Source organism: Caproiciproducens galactitolivorans, from assembly GCF_026672255.1.
Taxonomy (GTDB): Bacteria; Bacillota; Clostridia; order Oscillospirales; family Acutalibacteraceae; genus Caproiciproducens; species Caproiciproducens galactitolivorans_A.
Map to the genome: position 1 here is coordinate 50,061 of NZ_JAPOHA010000001.1, position 18,649 is coordinate 68,709.

At 44.4% G+C, this 18,649-nt stretch carries 15 protein-coding genes; 11 read left to right on the forward strand and 4 right to left on the reverse strand.

From position 1 onward, the window contains the following. Positions 1 to 68: 68 nt before the first annotated feature. The 4 genes from OUY18_RS00245 (at position 69) to OUY18_RS00260 (ending at position 6,404) form a co-directional block, all read left to right on the forward strand. Positions 69 to 968, forward strand: coding sequence for a carbohydrate ABC transporter permease (locus OUY18_RS00245; protein ID WP_268056699.1), 900 nt, complete (start codon positions 69 to 71; stop codon positions 966 to 968). 132 nt (positions 969 to 1,100) lie between these two features. Continuing rightward, the gene (locus tag OUY18_RS00250; protein WP_268056700.1) at positions 1,101 to 1,868 is read left to right on the forward strand and encodes a carbohydrate ABC transporter permease; all 768 of its coding nucleotides are present in this window, start codon (positions 1,101 to 1,103) and stop codon (positions 1,866 to 1,868) included. Between the two features lie 2 nt (positions 1,869 to 1,870). Continuing rightward, positions 1,871 to 4,183 carry a glycoside hydrolase family 65 protein gene (locus OUY18_RS00255; RefSeq protein ID WP_268056701.1) on the forward strand — a complete coding sequence of 771 codons (2,313 nt, stop codon included), beginning with the start codon at positions 1,871 to 1,873 and terminating at the stop codon, positions 4,181 to 4,183. After that, positions 4,176 to 6,404: a glycosyl hydrolase family 65 protein gene (locus OUY18_RS00260; RefSeq protein WP_268056702.1), complete on the forward strand. Its 2,229-nt coding sequence runs from the start codon at positions 4,176 to 4,178 to the stop codon at positions 6,402 to 6,404. Before OUY18_RS00255 ends, OUY18_RS00260 begins: the two co-directional genes overlap by 8 nt. Here the strand turns inward: OUY18_RS00260 and OUY18_RS00265 are convergent. Next, the gene (locus tag OUY18_RS00265; RefSeq protein WP_268056703.1) at positions 6,391 to 7,401 is read right to left on the reverse strand and encodes a LacI family DNA-binding transcriptional regulator; all 1,011 of its coding nucleotides are present in this window, start codon (positions 7,399 to 7,401) and stop codon (positions 6,391 to 6,393) included. The two genes, OUY18_RS00260 and OUY18_RS00265, sit on opposite strands and share 14 nt — an antisense overlap. Positions 7,402 to 7,558: 157 nt before the next feature. On the opposite strand from OUY18_RS00265, the gene pgmB reads away from it, so the two are divergent. From pgmB to OUY18_RS00300, 7 genes are all read left to right on the forward strand, one after another. Then, positions 7,559 to 8,212, forward strand: a complete 654-nt coding sequence (gene pgmB, locus OUY18_RS00270; protein WP_268056704.1) for a beta-phosphoglucomutase — start codon at positions 7,559 to 7,561, stop codon at positions 8,210 to 8,212. 298 nt (positions 8,213 to 8,510) lie between these two features. Next, positions 8,511 to 11,429 (forward strand): CARDB domain-containing protein, encoded by a 2,919-nt coding sequence (locus OUY18_RS00275; protein ID WP_268056705.1) that lies wholly within the window; start codon positions 8,511 to 8,513, stop codon positions 11,427 to 11,429. A gap of 211 nt (positions 11,430 to 11,640) precedes the next feature. After that, positions 11,641 to 11,970, forward strand: coding sequence for a PadR family transcriptional regulator (locus OUY18_RS00280; protein ID WP_326492968.1), 330 nt, complete (start codon positions 11,641 to 11,643; stop codon positions 11,968 to 11,970). Next, positions 11,967 to 12,314, forward strand: a complete 348-nt coding sequence (locus tag OUY18_RS00285) for a DUF1048 domain-containing protein (protein WP_268056706.1) — start codon at positions 11,967 to 11,969, stop codon at positions 12,312 to 12,314. The genes OUY18_RS00280 and OUY18_RS00285 overlap by 4 nt, the downstream gene beginning before the upstream one ends. 9 nt (positions 12,315 to 12,323) lie before the next feature. Further along, entirely contained in the window at positions 12,324 to 12,740 is a 417-nt protein-coding gene (locus tag OUY18_RS00290) for a DUF1048 domain-containing protein (RefSeq protein WP_268056707.1), read from the forward strand. A gap of 272 nt (positions 12,741 to 13,012) precedes the next feature. Next, positions 13,013 to 13,570, forward strand: a complete 558-nt coding sequence (locus OUY18_RS00295) for a TetR/AcrR family transcriptional regulator (protein ID WP_268056708.1) — start codon at positions 13,013 to 13,015, stop codon at positions 13,568 to 13,570. Between the two features lie 43 nt (positions 13,571 to 13,613). Further along, a complete protein-coding gene (locus tag OUY18_RS00300) occupies positions 13,614 to 14,399 on the forward strand; it encodes a sulfite exporter TauE/SafE family protein (protein WP_268056961.1) in 786 nt (261 codons plus the stop codon). 138 nt (positions 14,400 to 14,537) lie between these two features. Here OUY18_RS00300 and OUY18_RS00305 read toward each other — a convergent pair whose 3' ends face one another. The 3 genes from OUY18_RS00305 to OUY18_RS00315 all read right to left on the reverse strand — a co-directional run bounded on the left by OUY18_RS00305 (position 14,538) and on the right by OUY18_RS00315 (position 18,317). Further along, positions 14,538 to 15,770 carry an MFS transporter gene (locus OUY18_RS00305; RefSeq protein ID WP_268056709.1) on the reverse strand — a complete coding sequence of 411 codons (1,233 nt, stop codon included), beginning with the start codon at positions 15,768 to 15,770 and terminating at the stop codon, positions 14,538 to 14,540. Positions 15,771 to 15,853: 83 nt separating this feature from the next. Beyond that, positions 15,854 to 17,365, reverse strand: coding sequence for a CoA-acylating methylmalonate-semialdehyde dehydrogenase (locus OUY18_RS00310; RefSeq protein WP_268056710.1), 1,512 nt, complete (start codon positions 17,363 to 17,365; stop codon positions 15,854 to 15,856). A 193-nt stretch (positions 17,366 to 17,558) separates the two neighbouring features. Further along, positions 17,559 to 18,317 (reverse strand): DeoR/GlpR family DNA-binding transcription regulator, encoded by a 759-nt coding sequence (locus tag OUY18_RS00315; protein WP_268056711.1) that lies wholly within the window; start codon positions 18,315 to 18,317, stop codon positions 17,559 to 17,561. Between the last annotated feature and the right edge of the window lie 332 nt (positions 18,318 to 18,649).

Consider the following 18,649-nt stretch of genomic DNA (forward strand, 5'->3'; position numbering starts at 1 on the left):
CGTTTACAGCGGCCCTCATTCATTGAAATAATGTAGTGAAGTAATTTACGGTGGAGAGTGAGTTTCAAATGCGTGAAAAAAAGTCTTCCTCTATTTTGCATAGTATATCTGCCTGGCTGATTATGCTGCCTGGATTAATTTTATTTGCTTTTTTTGTATGGGAGCCATTGCTGGAAAGTATTCGCCTTTCACTTTATACTGCCAAAGGGATTCATTTGATGGATTTTGTTGGTTTGAAAAATTATATTGCGGTTCTTCAGCATCCTGATTTTTTACCGGCCATCCGAAATACATTTTTATATACTTTTTGGTCTCTTATCATTGGATTTCTAATTCCGATTATTATGGCGACTTTCATTACGGAAACAGTACATATGAAAAGCTTTTTTCGAGTAGGCGTTTATTTTCCGAATATTATGCCGGGACTGGCAACCGTGATGATGTGGGGATACTTGTTCAGACCGGGTAAGACGGGAGTGTTCAACATTTTGTTGTCCGCCCTGGGGATTCAACCGTTTGATTGGCTGGCAAGCCCCGCGTGGACGATCCCATTGATTGTTCTTACAATGACATGGAAAAGTGCAGGTTCAACAGCTCTGATTTATATGGCAGGCATGGGCAGTATTAATCCGGAACTTTACGAAGCCGCCACCATTGACGGTGCTACGCCGTGGAAGCGCTTTCTCCACATTTCCCTTCCGAGCATTTTTGGGTTGGGAAAAACATTGCTGATTTTACAAATTATATCTGTATTCCAAATTCTGTATGAACCATTGGTTATGACGAATGGCGGGCCGAATAACGCGAGCATTTCGGTAATGCAGCTTGTGTTCCGATATGCGTTTGAAGATTACAACTATCCGATGGCAGCGTCTTTATCGGTGATTATCTCAATCATTCTTGTGCTTCTTACCGCAGTCTACTTTAAAGCGACGAAAGGAAAAAAGCCTGAGTATTCCACAAATTGATTAAGGGAGTGCCAAACGATGTCTTTCTTTAAAAAATATAGAGATAAACAGGATGGTACCATCCGATTTTATGATATAAAGTCTTCCTGGATAAAGTTTATCAGTATACTAATTTTCCTGGCTTGTATTATCATGGTTGTTATTGCAATTTTTCCCGCCCTGTGGGTGTTCCTCGCAAGCTTTAAAGATATTCAGGAATTTCGCCGTACGCCAACGCTTTTTCCGAATAAATATAATTTTAATGTTTTTTTAAAAACTTGGAATGAACTTCATTTTCTAAAGTATTATTTAAATTCCTTTATTGCTGTCGCGGGCAGCACGATCTGCGCAATCTTTTTTAACGGACTTCTGGCCTATGGGCTTGCTATCTTAAAGCCAAAGGGCTATAAGATTGTGACAGGACTGGTTATGTGGAGCCTGCTCATTCCGGCTACTACGAGCATGGTTTCGCTTTTTGTAAATATTACACGTGTAGGATTGGATGGCACCTTTCTTCCTCTTTGGCTGGCCGCCGGAGCAAATGCTTTTTATGTACTGCTGTTCAAACAATTTTTTGAGCAGCTTCCTAAGGAATTGATTGAGGCGTCCGAATTGGATGGGTGCAGTAATTTCAAAATCTTCTATAAGATTGTTTTTCCTCTTTCGGTTCCTATTGTAATGGTTGTGGCAATTTTTGCGGCGTGTGCCGCGTGGTCGGACTTTTTGCTTCCCTATCTTGTCCTTTCTAACACGGATAAGGTAACGGTCATGGTTCGCCTATTCCAATTCCGCACCAGCAACACGAACGATGTGGATGTTCTGCGGGCAATCGTTTTCTCCATTATTCCGCCGATCATACTATTTACAATCTTCCAAAAACAAATTACGCAGAGTGTGGTCTCTGCGGGAATTAAGGGGTAATTATGGGAAAATCAGCAGATACATATTATTGCGTTGACCCTTGGAAAATCATAGAGAACGGATTTTCACCGGAACACGCAATGGTCTCAGAATCAATCTTTTCACTTGGAAATGAGTACACCGGTGTGCGGGGATATTTTGATGAAGGGTATTCCGGAGACCGACTCCTTGGCAGTTACATCAATGGTGTGTTTGAAGAAAAAAAGCTTGAAACAAGCAGCTACAAGGGAATTGTAAATACAATGACCTACATGGTAAATGCAGTAGACTGGCTCTATACCCGCCTGCAAATTGATGGGGAGGAACTGGATTTAAACATCGCGGATTACAGGAGTTTTGTCCGTATATTGGACTTAAAAACAGGAGTTTTAATCCGTTCCTTTGTTTGGCGAACCAAAACAGGCAAAGAGGTTGAGCTAACGTTTGAACGCTTTCTATCCATGGAAGAACCTCATATGGGCGGTCAAAGAATACGTGCACGTGCTCTGAATTTTAACGGTAATCTGCAAGTTCTGGCGGGGCTTGATTTTTCACAGCCGCATAAAAGTGTGGGTGAAAATAGGTGGGACTGCATTTCTAACAAAGCAGAGGGCAATTGCTGTGAAATTGCAGCGCAAACAAAACAAAGTAAGCACAAGGTCATCTGCCAATGCCGATTTTTGGGAGACATGGAACAAATGGCTCCCGTACAGGCGGGAGAAAAAATCAGCCTGCTATCCTTTACACTACCCTTAAACCAGGGGAGCCAGACTCAATTTTCGCGTATTATGCAAATTCTTTCCTGTACGGAGAAAGCAGTCGCGCCTGAGAAATTTGAGCGTCTGTCTGCCGCTAAAAAAGATACTTTTTTAGCGGCAGAATATGATGCACTGAAAGCAGGAAGCTGTAAGTGGTGGGAACAGATGTGGCGTCGTTCCGACATTCAAATTGAAGGTGACGCGGTAAACCAACAGGGAATTCGCTATTGTATTTTTCAAATGCACCAAACCTATCACGGGGAGAATTCAAAATCGGTTATTGGCGCAAAGGGGCTGACCGGCGAAGCATACAGCGGCAACACTTTTTGGGATACGGAAACCTATTGTCTGCCCTTTTATCTTTTTAATAATCCGCAAGCAGCGAAAAAGCTTCTGATGTTTCGGTATCATTCCCTTCCTCAAGCACGGGAGCGTGCCAAAGCACTGGACTGTGAAGGCGCCTTTTATCCGATTGCCACAATAGACGGCAGGGAGTGCTGTAATCTTTGGCAGCATTCCAGCTTACAACTGCAAGCCTCGACCGGAGTAGCCTATGGAATCTGGCATTATGTAAATGTGACTAAGGATGAGGATTTTATTGATACTTACGGCGTGGAAATGCTTGTTGAAATTTGCCGTATGCTTGCAACGAGAGGGGATTGGAGCCAGAAAACGGGTAAATACGGATTTTATGGTGTAATGGGACCGGATGAATTCCAAATGATGGTCAACCATAATTGCTATACCAATTTTATGGCAAAGAAGACATTTGAATATACCATACTGGTTATAAACAACATGAAGGCCACGCAGAAATTTGCGGATCGTTTAAAAATCCTTTCCGTCGACTCTCAGGAACTTTTGAAATGGGCTGATATGGCAAGAAACATGGAGATTCCATATGATGAAGACACTCGGATTTTTGAGCAGTGTGAAGGATTTTTTACCCTCCCTCATATTGATGTCGACAAAATCCCAGTTACGGAATTTCCGCTTTACAGCCATTGGAGCTATGACCATATTTACCGTAACGATATGATTAAGCAGCCGGATGTACTCATGATGATGTTTCTGTACAATGCGTGCTTTACAACGGAGCAGAAATTAAAAAATTATGATTATTATGAGCCTCGGTGTATCCACGAAAGCTCGCTTTCTCCCTCGGTACATTCCATATTAGCCTCAGAATTGAAAAGGCATGAGGATGCATATCGCTTTTTCGAATTTGCAACGCGTTTGGATCTGGATAATTACAACCGCAATACCAGTGAGGGACTGCATACAACCTCCATTGCGGCGGCGTGGATGAACATTATCTATGGTTTTGGCGGCATGCGTTCCGATGGGGATATCCTGTCTTTTCACCCCACTATCCCCAAGCAGTGGAGAAGCTACTCGTTTCAAATTTTGTTAGGCGATGATACTCTGTTTATAAAGGTGGAGCAAGAAAAATTGCGTATTCATACGAAAAATGGTTCGAAACAAACCATTTCTCTTTATGACAGGAATACCGTAATCGGGCAGGAAGAAGTAGTAGTGAAAATACCCGAACAGTGGAGGACTGCGATAGATGAGTAACTGGACGATCGAAAGCACCGATTTTAACGCGGAGAAGGCGGCTGATCTCGGAAATCAGTATTTCATAGGAAATGGTTACCTCGGCGTACGGGGAACCCTTGAGGAGTACGGCAAAAATGAGCTGACTGCAATTAATTTAGCGGGAATTTACGACCGGCACGGTACAGCCTGGCGAGAACCCCTAAACGCCCCAAACGCGCTTTTAACATGGGTGGAAATCAACCATAAAAGTTACCGTCTGCCAACTTGTACTCCATGTGAGCACCGCCAACAGCTCGACTTTGAATGCGCCCTGCATAGCCGAAAAACGGTATGGGAAACGGAATATGGAACACTCGGCGTCACCGCACAGCGTTTTGCAAGTATGGCAAACCCACATTTGATCTGTATGAAATACAGAATTTCTACGGATTCCTGTGTGGATGTGATCTTGCACACAGGAATCGATTGTGATATTTGGGACATTCACGGTCCGCACTACGAAAAAACGGAAATGGGTGTAAATGGAGAAACTCTCACGGTGCTTGCCACAGCAGGGGAAACCAAAGCACAGGTTGCCGTAAGTGAACTTGTTTTATGCGACTTTCATGGGAATCAAAGCATCCATTACGAAGATAAGGCAATTCTGCGTGAAATACAATTTGAGGCTGACGGAAAAAGAAGCTATACGCTTTATAAATTTATTTCAATTTATACCACGCATGATGGTGGAAATCCTCTGCATGATGCACTTGTCTGTTCCAGTTTATCCGCCAAAACAGGGTATGAGAAGGAAAAAGCAGTGCATATCCGCCGATGGTCGGAACTATGGAACGCCACCTGCGTGAAAATTGACGGTGATGACACAGCAATGCAGGCTTTGAATTATTCGATTTATCATCTGCATTGTATTGTGCCGCGACATGCGGAAAGCATGTCAATTCCAGCGCGTGGGCTTTCCGGCCAAATGTATAAGGGTGCGGTATTTTGGGACACGGAAATGTTTATGCTGCCTTTTTACCTTTATACGGAACCAAAGGCCGCACGGCTTCTGCTGAAATATCGAATAGACACGCTGCCCGGTGCGCGTGCCAAAGCAAAGGAATACGGCTATCGGGGTGCATTTTACGCATGGGAAAGTCAGGAGGGCGGCTACGATGCCTGTTCCGATTACAATGTAACGGATGTGTTCACCCAGCGTCCTATGAAAACGTATTTCCGGGATAAGCAAGTGCATATCTCCGCGGACATTGTTTACGGTATTGTACAATATTTAAAGGTGACCGGGGATATGTCGCTGCTTGATGAAGGGGCCGCAGAGGTTATTCTGGAGTGTGCAAATTTTTACCGCTCCATGCTGGTGAAACGCGCGGATTCCGGCTGCTTTGAAATTCACGATGTAATCGGGCCGGATGAGTACCATGAGCGTGTCAACAATAACGCCTATACGAATCGAATGGCAAAATTCGTATTTCATGAAGCTGCAAAGCTGATTCATAAATTGTTTCTGGGTTCTTCTCCGTTGCGTATAAAACTGGAAGAACAATTCGACTTAAAAGGTATGCTTCAGAAATTTGAAGAATCTGAACACCGGCTTTATATCCCTCAGCCCGACCATAAAACAGGGATCATTGAACAGTTTGACGGCTATTATAAATTAGAGGATGTCTCTGTTGACGCAGTTCGCGGCCGCCTATTGGATAAGCGGGAATATTGGGGCGGCGCCTATGGAGTTGCTTCCCACACACAGGTTATTAAACAGGCGGACATTGTTGCCATGCTGAATCTGTTTTCCGGAGAATACAACAACCGTACTTTAAAAAACAACTGGAACTTTTACGAGCCTCGCACGGAGCACGGATCTTCTTTAAGCGCCTGTATGTATGCAGTTCTTGCATGCCGTTTTGGTGAACCCGACCTTGCATATCCCTTTTTCATGCAGTCAGCCTGCGTGGATTTAAAAGGCGGGGGAAAACAGTGGGCGGGGCTGATATATATCGGCGGAACTCATCCGGCAGCCTGCGGAGGTGCGTGGCTGACGGCGATACAAGGCTTTGCCGGCCTTTCAGTTCAAAGCGGGGTGCTGAAAGTGCAGCCCCGCCTGCCGTCAAAGTGGAAATCCATGCAATTTAAAATTTATTTTCAAGGCTGCATTTACTCTATTGAGATAAAGGGCAAAGACTATAAAATAAGTGTGGAAAATAAAAAACGGGGTTTCCCGTCTCGAATTATATTCTTTTAACGCTTTTTCTCTCAATAAGATGTACCGGTAATATTTTCTGATGTTCCTCTACTCGATTATTGTTTAACCTGTTCATCATAAATTCTACGGCCGCCTTACCCTTTTCAACGGTATCCTGATGAATGGTCGTAAGCGTCGGCGAAATCAATTGGCAAAGAGTAACATCATCAAAACCGACAACGGAAATATCATTTGGCACATTAAGGCCGATATCGTGGAGCCCGGCGATTATGCCGGCGGCAAGAATATCCGCGGTGGCAAATACGGCGGTAATTTCCTTGTGCGCCGCAATCTGCCTGCTTAGCAGCATATCACTTTGCACATCAAATTCTCCCTGAAAGAGAAATTGCTCTTGATACGGAATATGAAATTCGTCAAGCGCCTGCCGGTAGCCTCGCAAACGCTCTTCAACAACACCATGGCTTCGTATCGGCGGGGAGGCAAAGGCAATATTGCGATGCCCGTTCTCTATTAAATACTTTGTTGCCAAATAACCGCCTTTATAATCCTCCAGCCCGACGTTTTGCATATTGGGATGGTTAATGTAGCTGTCAATCAGCACGATTGGAACATCGACAGAGGATAGGGTATCGAAAAATTCATCTTCAAATAAGCCGGTAAAAAACATGCCGTCAATATTCCAGTTGCGCAGGAAACTCAAAAGATCCATACTGTCTTCCACTGTGCGCAGCATAAGGTAATAACCGTTTTCCCGCAGTGTTTCTTCAACAGCGCCTATAAAAGCAGAATGGAACGGGTCGGCGATAAACCCACCGGACGCTTTTGGAACAAGATGATTAATAATCCCGATTACTTTTGAAGAATTACTTACAAGTGAGCGGGCAGACATATTGGGAGCATATCCGCTTCGCTTAATGATTTCATTAATTTGTGCAATCGTTTGTGAAGATACGCGGGAGGTTCTCCCATGAATAACATTTGAGACGGTTGTATAACTGACACCCGCTTCTTTCGCAATATCCTTAATCGTCGTCATAAAATCTACCTTTTTCTATGAAGTTGAACGTTTAATCCTTGTAACTCATCGTATCATATTTTGTAAAAATGTGCAATCGCAATTCATCATTCCTTAAATATAAAACTAAAAAATGTATTTTCAATTATTGATACTAAAAAACCGGAGGTAAAGTTGGATGATAAAAGGAGTTATATTTGATCTTGACGGAGTGCTGGTATCCACAGATAAACTGCATTATCTCGCGTGGAAACGACTCGCGCAGGATTTGGGCATTACAGATTTCACAGAGCAGGACAACGCCCGGCAAAGAGGAGTGAGCCGAATGGCTTCACTGCAGGTTGTTCTGGAAAAGTCAAACCATTCCTACACTGACCAGGAAAAAATCGATTTTGCAGAAAGAAAGAATCAATATTATGTTGAATTGCTGGAAAGTCTGACAGAAAAAGCAATTTTGCCAAATGCGGCTGAAACAATCGTGCTGCTGCGTAAAAAAAATATTCAAATCGCGGTTGGCTCAGTAAGTAAAAACGCTCCGGCTATTTTGCAGCGGACGGGACTTCTTCCGCTGATTGACAAAGTCGGCTGCGGACTGGATATTATCCGTTCCAAACCTGATCCCGAGGTCTTTCTCATCGCTGCCAAGAAACTCGGACAGAATCCGAAGAACTGTCTTGTCGTGGAGGATTCCGAAGCCGGTATACAGGCTGCAAAAGCGGCAGAAATGAAATCCCTTGCCCTTGGACCTGAAAAAGAAAATCCTTTGGCGGATTATCACGCGGTATCCCTTGCCGATCCCAGTATTAACTGGGATATGATAATTGCGTCATAATTTATCGTAAACTTTGACCTGTATGATTGCTGTAAATTCATTCTGCAAAGTTAGAGGCATATACGTCAGTATTGAAATACTCGCTATGATTGTAATGATCCTGGCAATCTTTTCCCCGTCAACAGGCGTGTAAATTCCCGTCCGCTTCATATTTAGCGGAGCTGTATCTGTTCTAGGCTGCGCTATTCGATAAGAAGTTAGCCATTCATTTAAAACCGAAGGGGGTGAATGAAAAAACATCCTTTTAGTGTGAGCGGTTTTTTACCTTTTGCAGTCTGAAAATATTGGAGGGGAAATTATGAAAATGCATTTTAAAAGGTATACCCATGTGATTTTAGCCTTAGCAATCATTTTTACACAGTCGTTTGTTTCAACGCCCGCTGCATATGCAGCAGACACGACGAATCTTGCTGCCGGGAAGACAATAACTGCTAACAATTATACTCAAATTTACGTACCGGCAAATGCGAATGATGGCAACATTAACACATACTGGGAAGGTGAGATGAATTCATACCCTAACACCTTAACAGCTGATCTTGGCAGTTCACAGTCGGTCAGCAAAGTTGTATTGAAATTAAATCCATCCTGGCAAACGAGAACGCAGACTTTATCTGTCCTATCCAGCACAGATAATAGCAACTATGTGACCCTCGTTTCCTCAAGCACATACACGTTTGATCCTTCATCCGGTAATACCGTAACCATTGCCTTTACTGAGACAAGCGCGAGGTATATCAGGTTAAATTTTATGGCGAACAGCGGTGCCACGGGCGGGCAAGTTGCAGAATTTGAGGTTTACGGTCCTTCTTCCACTACTACCGGAGAACCCGATTTGGTTGTAACGGATATCACTTGGAATCCTGTAAGCCCTGCGGCTGGCAATGCCGTTACCTTCAGTGCAACGATTAAAAACCGGGGGACAGGTGAGACAACGGCTGGAGTAATCAATGGAGTGAGTTTTTTTGTTGATGGTACTCAAGTAAGCTGGTCCGACAACAATACAAGCTCAATAGCAGCAGGTGATTCTATAAAGGTAACTGCCAGTGGAGGACCAAATGGATTATCTACATGGGCAGCGACACCAGGTTCTCATACCATCATGGCATGGGTTGACGATGTCAACAGAATAACGGAATCAAATGAAAGCAATAACAAGTATTCAAAGATGCTTACGATAGGTGGAACAACAAGTAAACCGGATTTAATCGTTACTGATATTCTATATTCTCCAATAACTCCTAAAGAAGGCGACGAGGTTACGTTCAGTGCAGTCGTGAAAAATCAGGGTACAACAGATGGAGCCGCCGGAATTGTTGCATTTCAAGTTGATGGCGGCCGGATCGCAACATCTGCAAACAACACCGTTCCTATTGCAGCCGGTTCTACAAGTACCATCAAAGCAAGTAGCACGTGGACTGCGGTAAACGGTGTTCATTCGATCAGTGCTACTGCCGACAGCAGTGATACCACCGCTGAAACGGATGAGACGAACAATACATATAGTCTCAAGCTGGCAGTAGGAAATCTCGGACACGGTGCTACAGTACCATACCATAGATATGAAGCGGAAGATGCCTCAATCGGCGGCGGAGCCATATTGCGTTCTGCCCCCGACTTCAATTATGACCTTATTGCCGCGGAAGCTTCAAATCAAAAGTATGTAGCGCTTCCGACGACTGGTTCCTATGTCGAATGGGCAGTCAATCAGGGTGGCGCGGGCGTAGATTTGAGATTTACAATGCCTGATTCCAGTGATGGTATGGGACTGAACGGATCACTTGACTGCTATGTGAATGGCAAAAAAGTTACAACCATTCCATTGTCTTCTTATTGGTCATGGCAGTACTTCAACGGCGACCAGCCCCAGGATATCCCGAACGGTTCACAGGCTGCTTTTCGTTTTGACGAAGTACATTGGAAACTTCCTACAGAACTAAAGTCCGGCGACAAGCTCAGAATTCAAAAAACAAATGAAGACAGTTTGGAATACGGCGTTGACTTTGTGGAAATTGAGCCGATTCCACCTGCAATTTCACAACCACCCAATTCCCTTTCAGTCACAGATTACGGGGCAAATCCGGATGACGATACAGATGATCTGGCCGCTTTTAATTCTTGTGTCAATGCTGCGACAGCCTCAGGAAAATCTGTGTATATTCCGGCGGGTAAGTTTCATTTAGGCGGTATGTGGACAATAACTGCAAACAATATTACCATTACCGGCGCGGGGATCTGGTATACTAACTTGCAATTTACGTCGCCAAATGCAGCTAGCGGCGGTATTTCGTTCCGTATCACCGGAACAGTGGACTTCAGTAATGTATACATCAACTCGAGACTTAGGTCACGTTATAATCAAAATGCAATTTATAAATGCTTTATGGATAACTTCGGTATCAACTCCAAAATCCATGATTTCTGGGAAGATCATTTCGAAAGTGGTTTCTGGGTAGCAGATTACGCTCATACACCGGTTGTTGTAGCAGACAATCTGCTGATCGAAAACGGTCGCGTAAGAAATAATCTGGCAGATGGAGTTAATTTTTGTCAAGGAACCAAAAATTCTACAGTTCGCAATTGCAGTATAAGAAACAATGGTGATGATGGATTGGCTATGTGGTCTGACAATTCAATGAATGCGCCGATGGAAGTGAATAACTCTTTTTTAAACAACACAATTGAAAACAATTGGCGCGCGGCAGCAATTGCTATTTTTGGCGGCTCAGGACATAAGGCACAGTACAACTATATCAAGGATTGCTTTATGGGTTCCGGTATTCGGCTGAACACTGTATTCTCAGGTTATCATTTTGAAAATAATACGGGAATCACATTCTCCGATACTACCATTATTAATTCCGGTACCAGTAAAGATTGTTACAATGGCGAACGCGGTGCAATTGATTTGGAGGCGTCCAAGTCCAGTATTCAAAACATTACATTTGAAAAAATTGATATTATTAATTCGCAAAGAGATGCAATCCAAATAGGATACAACGGGGGTTTCAGCGGTATTGTGTTCAGAAATATTCATATTGATGGAACAGGCAAGGATGAAATTACAACATCAAGATTTTCATCACCGCATTTGGGAGAAGCTATTTATACCTACACAGGCAATGGTTCAGCAACTTTCATAAACCTTACCACAAGTAATATTGAAGCTCCTGAAAAATATCTTATCCAGAGCGGATTCAACATTATCCTTCAATAATTATTCCAAAGTAAAAAGGATGCCTACAATATAAATGATTATAGTTCAATTGTAAACAGGCTGAGGCCATGGCGAATTCGCCATGGCCTCAGTGAAGTATGGAGGAAGTTTTTTGTCCAACCGCTGTTGACAAACCCGCTATTGCGTGTTACTATATAGAGGTAATAAGTATGACTACATACAAGTCATACAAAATAGCAAGGGGTGAATTATGTTGGAAAACCTAACGGAAATGCTCAAAGGCGTGCTTGAGGGCTGCGTTCTTGAAATTATAAGCCGCGAAGAAACCTACGGCTACGAAATCACGCGGCGGCTGAACGCCCTCGGCTTCACGGACGTTGTTGAGGGAACGGTCTACACCATTCTGGTGCGGCTCGAGAAGAATAAGCTGGTGAATATTGAAAAAAAGCCGTCCGATATGGGGCCGCCGCGCAAGTTTTACGCGCTCAACGACGCAGGGCGCGAGGAACTGCGGAAGTTCTGGGAAAAATGGGAGTTCGTAGCATCAAAAATTAACGAGTTAAAGGGGAAAATAAAATGAATTTTTGGGAAAAGGTCACAGGCAGCGACATGACCAAAGAAATGAAAATTTTTGAATCGCGAGCCCAAAAGCTGCCTGCTGATTATCAAGCGGCATGGGAAAAAATCAATTCCAATCTTTGGCTGCATGCAGATTTCACCGGCCGCAACCTCATGCCGATTCTTGACGGTGTGCTTGGCCTGCTCGAAGAAGCGGCGGCGGACGGTCAGAGCATCCGGGAGGTTTTGGGCGACGACATCGAAGGCTTCTGTTCAGCGCTGGCCGGCGAAGAAGGTGCAAAGTCTTTTCGCGACAAGTGGCGCGAGCAGCTCAATAATACTATCGCTAAAAAATTAGGCAAATAGGAGGGTAAAATGAGCATACAGGATATCATCGAAGGCAAAAAAGAGTGGCGGGCGCACATGGCGCGTGTCAAAGCGCTCCCGCAGGATTATCAGATTGTTTATAAAGAGATTCAAAAATATCTCTTTAAGGTCGGCCCTGTTGAACTGACCGAAGAGACGGGTCTGCTCTCGGGGATTGTCGATCTTTTTGAAGAGGGCGTGGCCTCGGGGAAAAGCGTGCTCGAAGTGACGGGCAGCGACGTGGCGGCTTTCTGCGACGATCTGCTCAAAGATTCAAAAACTTACGCAGGCATCTGTCAGGAATCTGTTGGCCAGGAAGTTAACAAGGCTATGAAAAAGGTTGCGCACAAAACCAAAGGAAAAGGGGAAAATCGGGATCGAAAAAGCAATTTAAATAAAAGTCTTTCGAGACCGCGGAAGTCCTGAAGGGCGTGGATTTTTAAGACGCAGAGCCGATAACAGGTGAGATTGTTCACCGTTATCGGCTCTTTTTTAGGATAACTTAAAAGCGATGGCGGCTGCGGGCATTCGATAACAATGCATGAAAAGCCGCCTTTTTTCTTTTTGAAAATAAGGACAATGATGGGCATAATAATGCAGCTTTGGATGGAAAGTTTCTACTATTTACAAATAAAAAAGATTGGTGTATAATAACGACAAAAATTTTATGAACCATGATTCATAACAGGGGGCCGTGTATGCCAAAGATCATAAAGAATGTGGATCAAACCATTCGGGAATGCGCAAGGGAGCTATTTATTCAGTCTAGTTTCAATGATGTTGATATGCAGATGATATCAAAAAAATCCGGAATCGCTGTGGGAACCCTATATCATTACTATGTAAGCAAAAAGCAGCTTTATATCAGTATTCTTAACGAAAGCTGGGAAAGCACTTTTCGCAGGCTTGATGCTGTCAATCATTCCGATCTTCCATCAAAAGAAAAATTGAGGCGATTCCTATGCACGTTATATGATGATATTGAAGCAAGAAACGGTATAGGGAAAGTAATCCTGAATTCTTCAGCGGATGTATTTAGGGATGACAAAGAGGTTCAGGATATAAAGAACAGCTTGTTTCTAAAAACGAAAACGCTTTTTCAAAGTTTTAAAAAGATTGAAACATTCGGAAACTGCGATGCCAAATTAGCAGAAACATTAATCGTATCCGTCTTAACAATGCTGGAATTTTATCCAAATGATAAAAACGGAAATATTGACTATTTATCAAATTATTTTAATCTAACAATCTTATAAAAAAGGGGTCTATCATAATTATATGCAGATATTTTATTATTTAATGGCAGTCGTAGTCGGCGTTCTCACGGGAAGTATCACAAGCCTGATAGGAGCAAGCGGGGTTATGATCATTGTTCCTATCTTGACGATGTTCTTTCATGTCAGTATCCACAATGCGATTGGAACAAGCCTTTTCGTTGATGTTATAGCATCTTTGACGGTATCTTATTCCTACTTTAAAAAGGGCAATATTGATCTTAAATCAGGCATCTGGATCGCTTTGACTTCCATAATAGGCGCTCAATTCGGCGCGTCGTGGGCAAATAAAATGGGGGCGGCTAATTTATCCGCCGTCTTCGGTATTGTGATGATTCTCGCTGGATTCTCATTGCTTCGCAAAGGCTTTCAAACAGAAGACGACTCGTCTAAACCCATAGGCAGATTTTTGAATTTTAACAAGGAATATCAAAAAATCATAGCGGCTTTGCTGATAGGGCTCGGTATAGGCATATTAAGCGGCTTGTTTGGTGCCGGCGGCGGCGTTATGATCCTGTTAGCTTTAACTGTCTTAATGTCTTTCCCGCTTCATAAGGCGATCGGAACTTCAACGATGATCATGGCTATAACAGCTCTTTCTTCAACGATCGGTTATGCCAGCAGAGGAAATATTGACCTTGTAATCGGAAGCTTTATCGCCGCAGGGGCAGTGATCGGCGGAATTGTAGGATCGAAGTTTGCCAACAATATGATTGAAAAGACACTCCAAAAGGTTGTCGGAATATTCTTTATGGCTATGGGTGTAATCATGGCTGCAATCGTTATCATAAAGTCGGTAAATATTCACTGAAAGCTGTTATCGACGCTTTTGATGTTACGATTGCGGTTGATTTCGAAACCTGCCGCCGGAAACAATAGCTTACAGATACAAAAAAATATCCCGCAGTTCAAAAAGCTGCGGGATATTTTTTGCAGAATTGGTTTTCCTTTATTCTGTAGCTTTTTGTCCGGAATAAAATCGAATGGCGCCCGCAAGGCCGACGACGGTAATTCCCGCGAGTACGTAATATGCCGTACGAATATTGAATTGCCCCGTAACCGCGCCGGTAATCATCGGGAAGGTGGTCATGCCGATCGCGTAAACTGCCTGATAAAAGCCCATTGCCGTGGAGCTTTTTGCTTTCGGAATGTCCTTCATTGCTTCCGAAGTACAGAAGGAGAACAGGATTCCGGTTGAAAGTCCGGATAAAATCTGCGCCGCACAAATCCATTCTACTGTCGGAAGGTTGGGAAGGAGGATGCAGTACGCCGCGAGACAAAGCAAGATTACGGGAATCCAGATTCGGGCCCCGGCTTTCTGTGCCGCTTTTGAAGCGGTAAAATAGGAGCTGATGACGGCTGTCAGAATATAAATAATGGAGCAGATGCCAATCTGAACGCTGCTCGCGCCCCGGGACTGCGCGATTTTCGTGGTAAAGGACATCGAAGTAGACAGCTGGACGCCTTGCTGAATGAGCGCCAGCAGGGAAAACACAATCAGCCGCTTGTTAAAGTAAACCTGAACGAGTTCTTTTACAGGAAGCGCATCTTCGCCTGTATCCGCTTCTTTCAGAAAGAAGGACAGCAAAAACGCGGGAATCGCAAGGAGGAAGCTTAAGGCGCAAAGCAGCTGCATCCCGTATTTTTCGTGCAGCAGGGTACCGGCCAGAAAACCGATCAGAATGCCGAAATTATTCGCGCCCACTGCCAAGCCGGAAGCCTGCTGAAGCTGTTCCTTTTCATAATAGGAGAAAAACAGAATCATAAAAGAAATCCACATGGCGGACGCGCAGCCGGACAGAATGCTGCCGATCAGATAGCCCCATTCATTCGGAAGCAGAATCCGGAACAGCGAGGCAGTGCCGGCCAACAGTATCCCGAGAAGAATAAAGGGTTTATGCCTTGCTTTCCGGTCGGCCATCAATCCGATCGGCATTCGTAAAGCAAGCTGGGAAAAGCCATAAGCGCCGACGATCAGGCCGATCAGGGACGGAACGACCCCGATGGAAGTCAGGTAAGTTGCCTGATAGGGAATATAAATATACTGGGAAAACCAGAAGACGGTGATAACGGTTAATAAAATCCGTTTTTGCTGTTGATTCGACCGAAACATGAGATCATCCCTTCCGTGCCGTTCATTCGAAGAGATCAGTATGCCAGCGAAAAGGGAGACTACTTCCATTAGCGAAATAGTCTCCCTTTTCTTTTATAAATAGGGGATTGGAAAAAGTATAGGCTTATTGATATATTTTATCGGATGGGAAATTAAATGGTGCCGTCCCATGTGCTTACATTTGTGGATTTGCTTTCTTCCTCGTCAAACCAGCGGGTGGTAACAACCTTGCTTTCCGTAAAGAAGCGGAATCCGTCTTTTCCAAGGCAGTGCAGGTCGCCGAAGAAGGATTTCTTATGTCCGGCAAACGGGAAGTACCCTACCGGTACCGGAATACCAACATTTACGCCGACCATGCCGCCGTCCGTATGACGGACGAACTCTCTGGCATAATGGCCGTTTTGCGTAAAGATAACCGAACCGTTCGCGTACGGATTGTTGTTCATTACGGCAAGGCCTTCTTCAAAGGTTTTTACTCTCTTTACGCAGAGAACCGGCCCGAAGATTTCACGGTCGCCGATCGTCATGCCGGGTTTTACATGATCAAAAATCGTCGCCCCAAGGTAGAAGCCCTCTTCAAAGCCTTCAACGGTAACATTTCTGCCGTCGAGGACCAGCTCCGCGCCTTCGTCGATGCCCTTCTGAATCCAGTTCAGGATGGACTGGCGATGCGCTTCGTTGACAACCGGGCCGAGTTTTGTGGATTTATCATAGGCAGGTCCGATCTTAATTTCTTTTGCCTGCTTTGCAATCTCCGCTACCAGCTTATCGGCGATTCCTTCCTGCGCGACAATAACGGGAAGCGCCATGCAGCGCTCGCCGGCACAGCCGTATGCAGCGTTAATGATACCGGCCGCCGTTCTCTCAACCGGAGCGTCGTTCAGAACAAGCGCGTGGTTTTTCGCCTCGCACAGAGCCTGTACACGTTTGCCGGCTGCCGCGGCGGTGGAGTAAATGTGAAGGCCGACCTCTGTGGAGCCTACAAATGTAATAGCCTTGATATCCGGATGCGTCAGGAGGATTTCCGCCTCGTGACGGGAGCAGGTAACAATGTTGATGACTCCGTCCGGTAAACCGGCTTCTTTATACAGTTCGACAAAGCGGAGCGCGGACTGCGGGGTGAAAGTCGCCGCTTTCAGAACGATTGTGTTGCCGCAGGCGATGCAGATCGGGGTCATCCAGCCCATCGGAATCATGGACGGGAAGTTGAACGGGATGATGCCGGCGCATACGCCGAGAGGCTCACGGTACAATACGGTATCGTATCCTCTGGAAGCGTCCATCAGGCTGTCGCCCATCATCAGGGATGTTGCGGAAATAGCCTGCTCCGTTCCTTCTTTTGCTTTCAGAACGTCGCCCTGTGCTTCCGCCCAGTTCTTGCCGTTTTCCTGTGCAACCAGGTAGGTCAGCTCATCCATGTGCGCTACGATCAGTTCACGCATTTTAAACAGAATCTGTACGCGCTTGGTGACAGGGGTTGACGACCAGCCCGGGAATGCCGCTTTTGCGCTTGCAACAGCCTTTTCCACTTCGTCCGGTGTGCAGCAGGGAACCTGAGCAATAATTTCGCCTGTGCTCGGGTCATAAGCGTCGCTGTATTTGGAAGTTTTGGACTCCACAAATTCACCGTTAATATAAGGCTTTAGTTTTTTAACTTCACTCATTACATAGCTCCTCCTTCAAAATGATTAAGTTTTGAACATATTGAATACTTTTGGACTCATTATAGCCTGCTATTTATCAAAAGTCAAGAACTATTCAAAATATATTCATTTTTTGAAGGCGAGAGCGGATAAAGAAGGAATGAACCGGGTTATGCCGTTCATTTTTGAATTTCGATTTGATCAAATTGAAAGCTTACTTTGCAATTAGAATCCTTCCGCCGTGCTCTTCAATATAGCTGCAGACGTCTTTCGGCGGGTACTCGTCGGTTACGAGCGTATTTACTTTACTGAGGTTGCAGTACGTAATCAGGGATACCACCCCGCATTTGCTGCGGTCGGCCAGCAAATATACCTGCTGGCTGCGCTGCACGGCCATCCGTTTCACATCCGATTCCAGCGGGGAGGAATTGGTGCAGCCGCTGGCGATGGAAAAGCCGGTGGCGGCCATGAACGCCTTACTGATATTATACGTTTGCAGAACCTGCGCGGCGCTGGAGCCGGTAAAGGACAGCGTCTTCCGGTTCAGCGTGCCGGACAGCGAAATAATGTTTATATTGCTGTAGGGGATGGCGCGTATGATAATTTCAACATTATTCGTCAGGATAGTGACTTCTTTCTTGTTTCCGATATGGTCAATGATTGGAAGGGTGGTTGTACCGGAGTCAATGAAGATAATGTCGCCGTCTTCCACCAGTTCCGCGGCCGCGGCCGCAATACGCTCTTTTACGTTCAGGTTGGATATGTTTCTTTCTTCAAAGGAGGTCAGCTCTTTTTCCGGAAGAACCGTAACGCCCCCGTAAATCTTTTTGATATCCCCGCCTGCCAGAATTTCGTTCAGGTCTCTTCGGATCGTACTTTTCGAGATCTTAAAATTCTTACAGATTTGGTCAAGTGTAACGGTTTTGTTTTCATAAATGTAGTCTTTAATTTCTTCAATTCTTTGTGGTCTCATAACTATTAGCTCCCTTATGTAATGATTGGTTTTGAGAATCATCACAAATAAATACCGGCATGCAGCGAGGCGGACGATGATTCGCAAAAAATGAATACATCTTTATCTGTATTATAGTAAATTTATTCAAAATTTGCAACAGGTTTTCAACTGCAAATGCAAAAAATATTTTCCGATACGAATTATGATGAATATATAAGGAATTCAAACATGCCTATATTGGGTAAGTTTGTTCTAAAATATACAGAAAACGCCGGATTATCACCACTTATTGGATTGAATTTCTTGTAGGTTATCATTTTTGCACAAAAAATTAAAATATTTTAAAAATA

Bases quoted from the DNA above. Each gene is read 5' to 3' on its own strand.
- OUY18_RS00245 (WP_268056699.1), top strand. From the start codon at position 69: ATGCGTGAAAAAAAGTCTTCCTCTATTTTGCATAGTATATCTGCCTGG.
- OUY18_RS00250 (WP_268056700.1), top strand. From the start codon at position 1,101: ATGGTTGTTATTGCAATTTTTCCCGCCCTGTGGGTGTTCCTCGCAAGC.
- OUY18_RS00255 (WP_268056701.1), top strand. From the start codon at position 1,871: ATGGGAAAATCAGCAGATACATATTATTGCGTTGACCCTTGGAAAATC.
- OUY18_RS00260 (WP_268056702.1), top strand. From the start codon at position 4,176: ATGAGTAACTGGACGATCGAAAGCACCGATTTTAACGCGGAGAAGGCG.
- OUY18_RS00265 (WP_268056703.1), bottom strand. From the start codon at position 7,401: ATGACGACGATTAAGGATATTGCGAAAGAAGCGGGTGTCAGTTATACA.
- pgmB (WP_268056704.1), top strand. From the start codon at position 7,559: ATGATAAAAGGAGTTATATTTGATCTTGACGGAGTGCTGGTATCCACA.
- OUY18_RS00275 (WP_268056705.1), top strand. From the start codon at position 8,511: ATGAAAATGCATTTTAAAAGGTATACCCATGTGATTTTAGCCTTAGCA.
- OUY18_RS00280 (WP_326492968.1), top strand. From the start codon at position 11,641: ATGTTGGAAAACCTAACGGAAATGCTCAAAGGCGTGCTTGAGGGCTGC.
- OUY18_RS00285 (WP_268056706.1), top strand. From the start codon at position 11,967: ATGAATTTTTGGGAAAAGGTCACAGGCAGCGACATGACCAAAGAAATG.
- OUY18_RS00290 (WP_268056707.1), top strand. From the start codon at position 12,324: ATGAGCATACAGGATATCATCGAAGGCAAAAAAGAGTGGCGGGCGCAC.
- OUY18_RS00295 (WP_268056708.1), top strand. From the start codon at position 13,013: ATGCCAAAGATCATAAAGAATGTGGATCAAACCATTCGGGAATGCGCA.
- OUY18_RS00300 (WP_268056961.1), top strand. From the start codon at position 13,614: ATGGCAGTCGTAGTCGGCGTTCTCACGGGAAGTATCACAAGCCTGATA.
- OUY18_RS00305 (WP_268056709.1), bottom strand. From the start codon at position 15,770: ATGGAAGTAGTCTCCCTTTTCGCTGGCATACTGATCTCTTCGAATGAA.
- OUY18_RS00310 (WP_268056710.1), bottom strand. From the start codon at position 17,365: ATGAGTGAAGTTAAAAAACTAAAGCCTTATATTAACGGTGAATTTGTG.
- OUY18_RS00315 (WP_268056711.1), bottom strand. From the start codon at position 18,317: ATGAGACCACAAAGAATTGAAGAAATTAAAGACTACATTTATGAAAAC.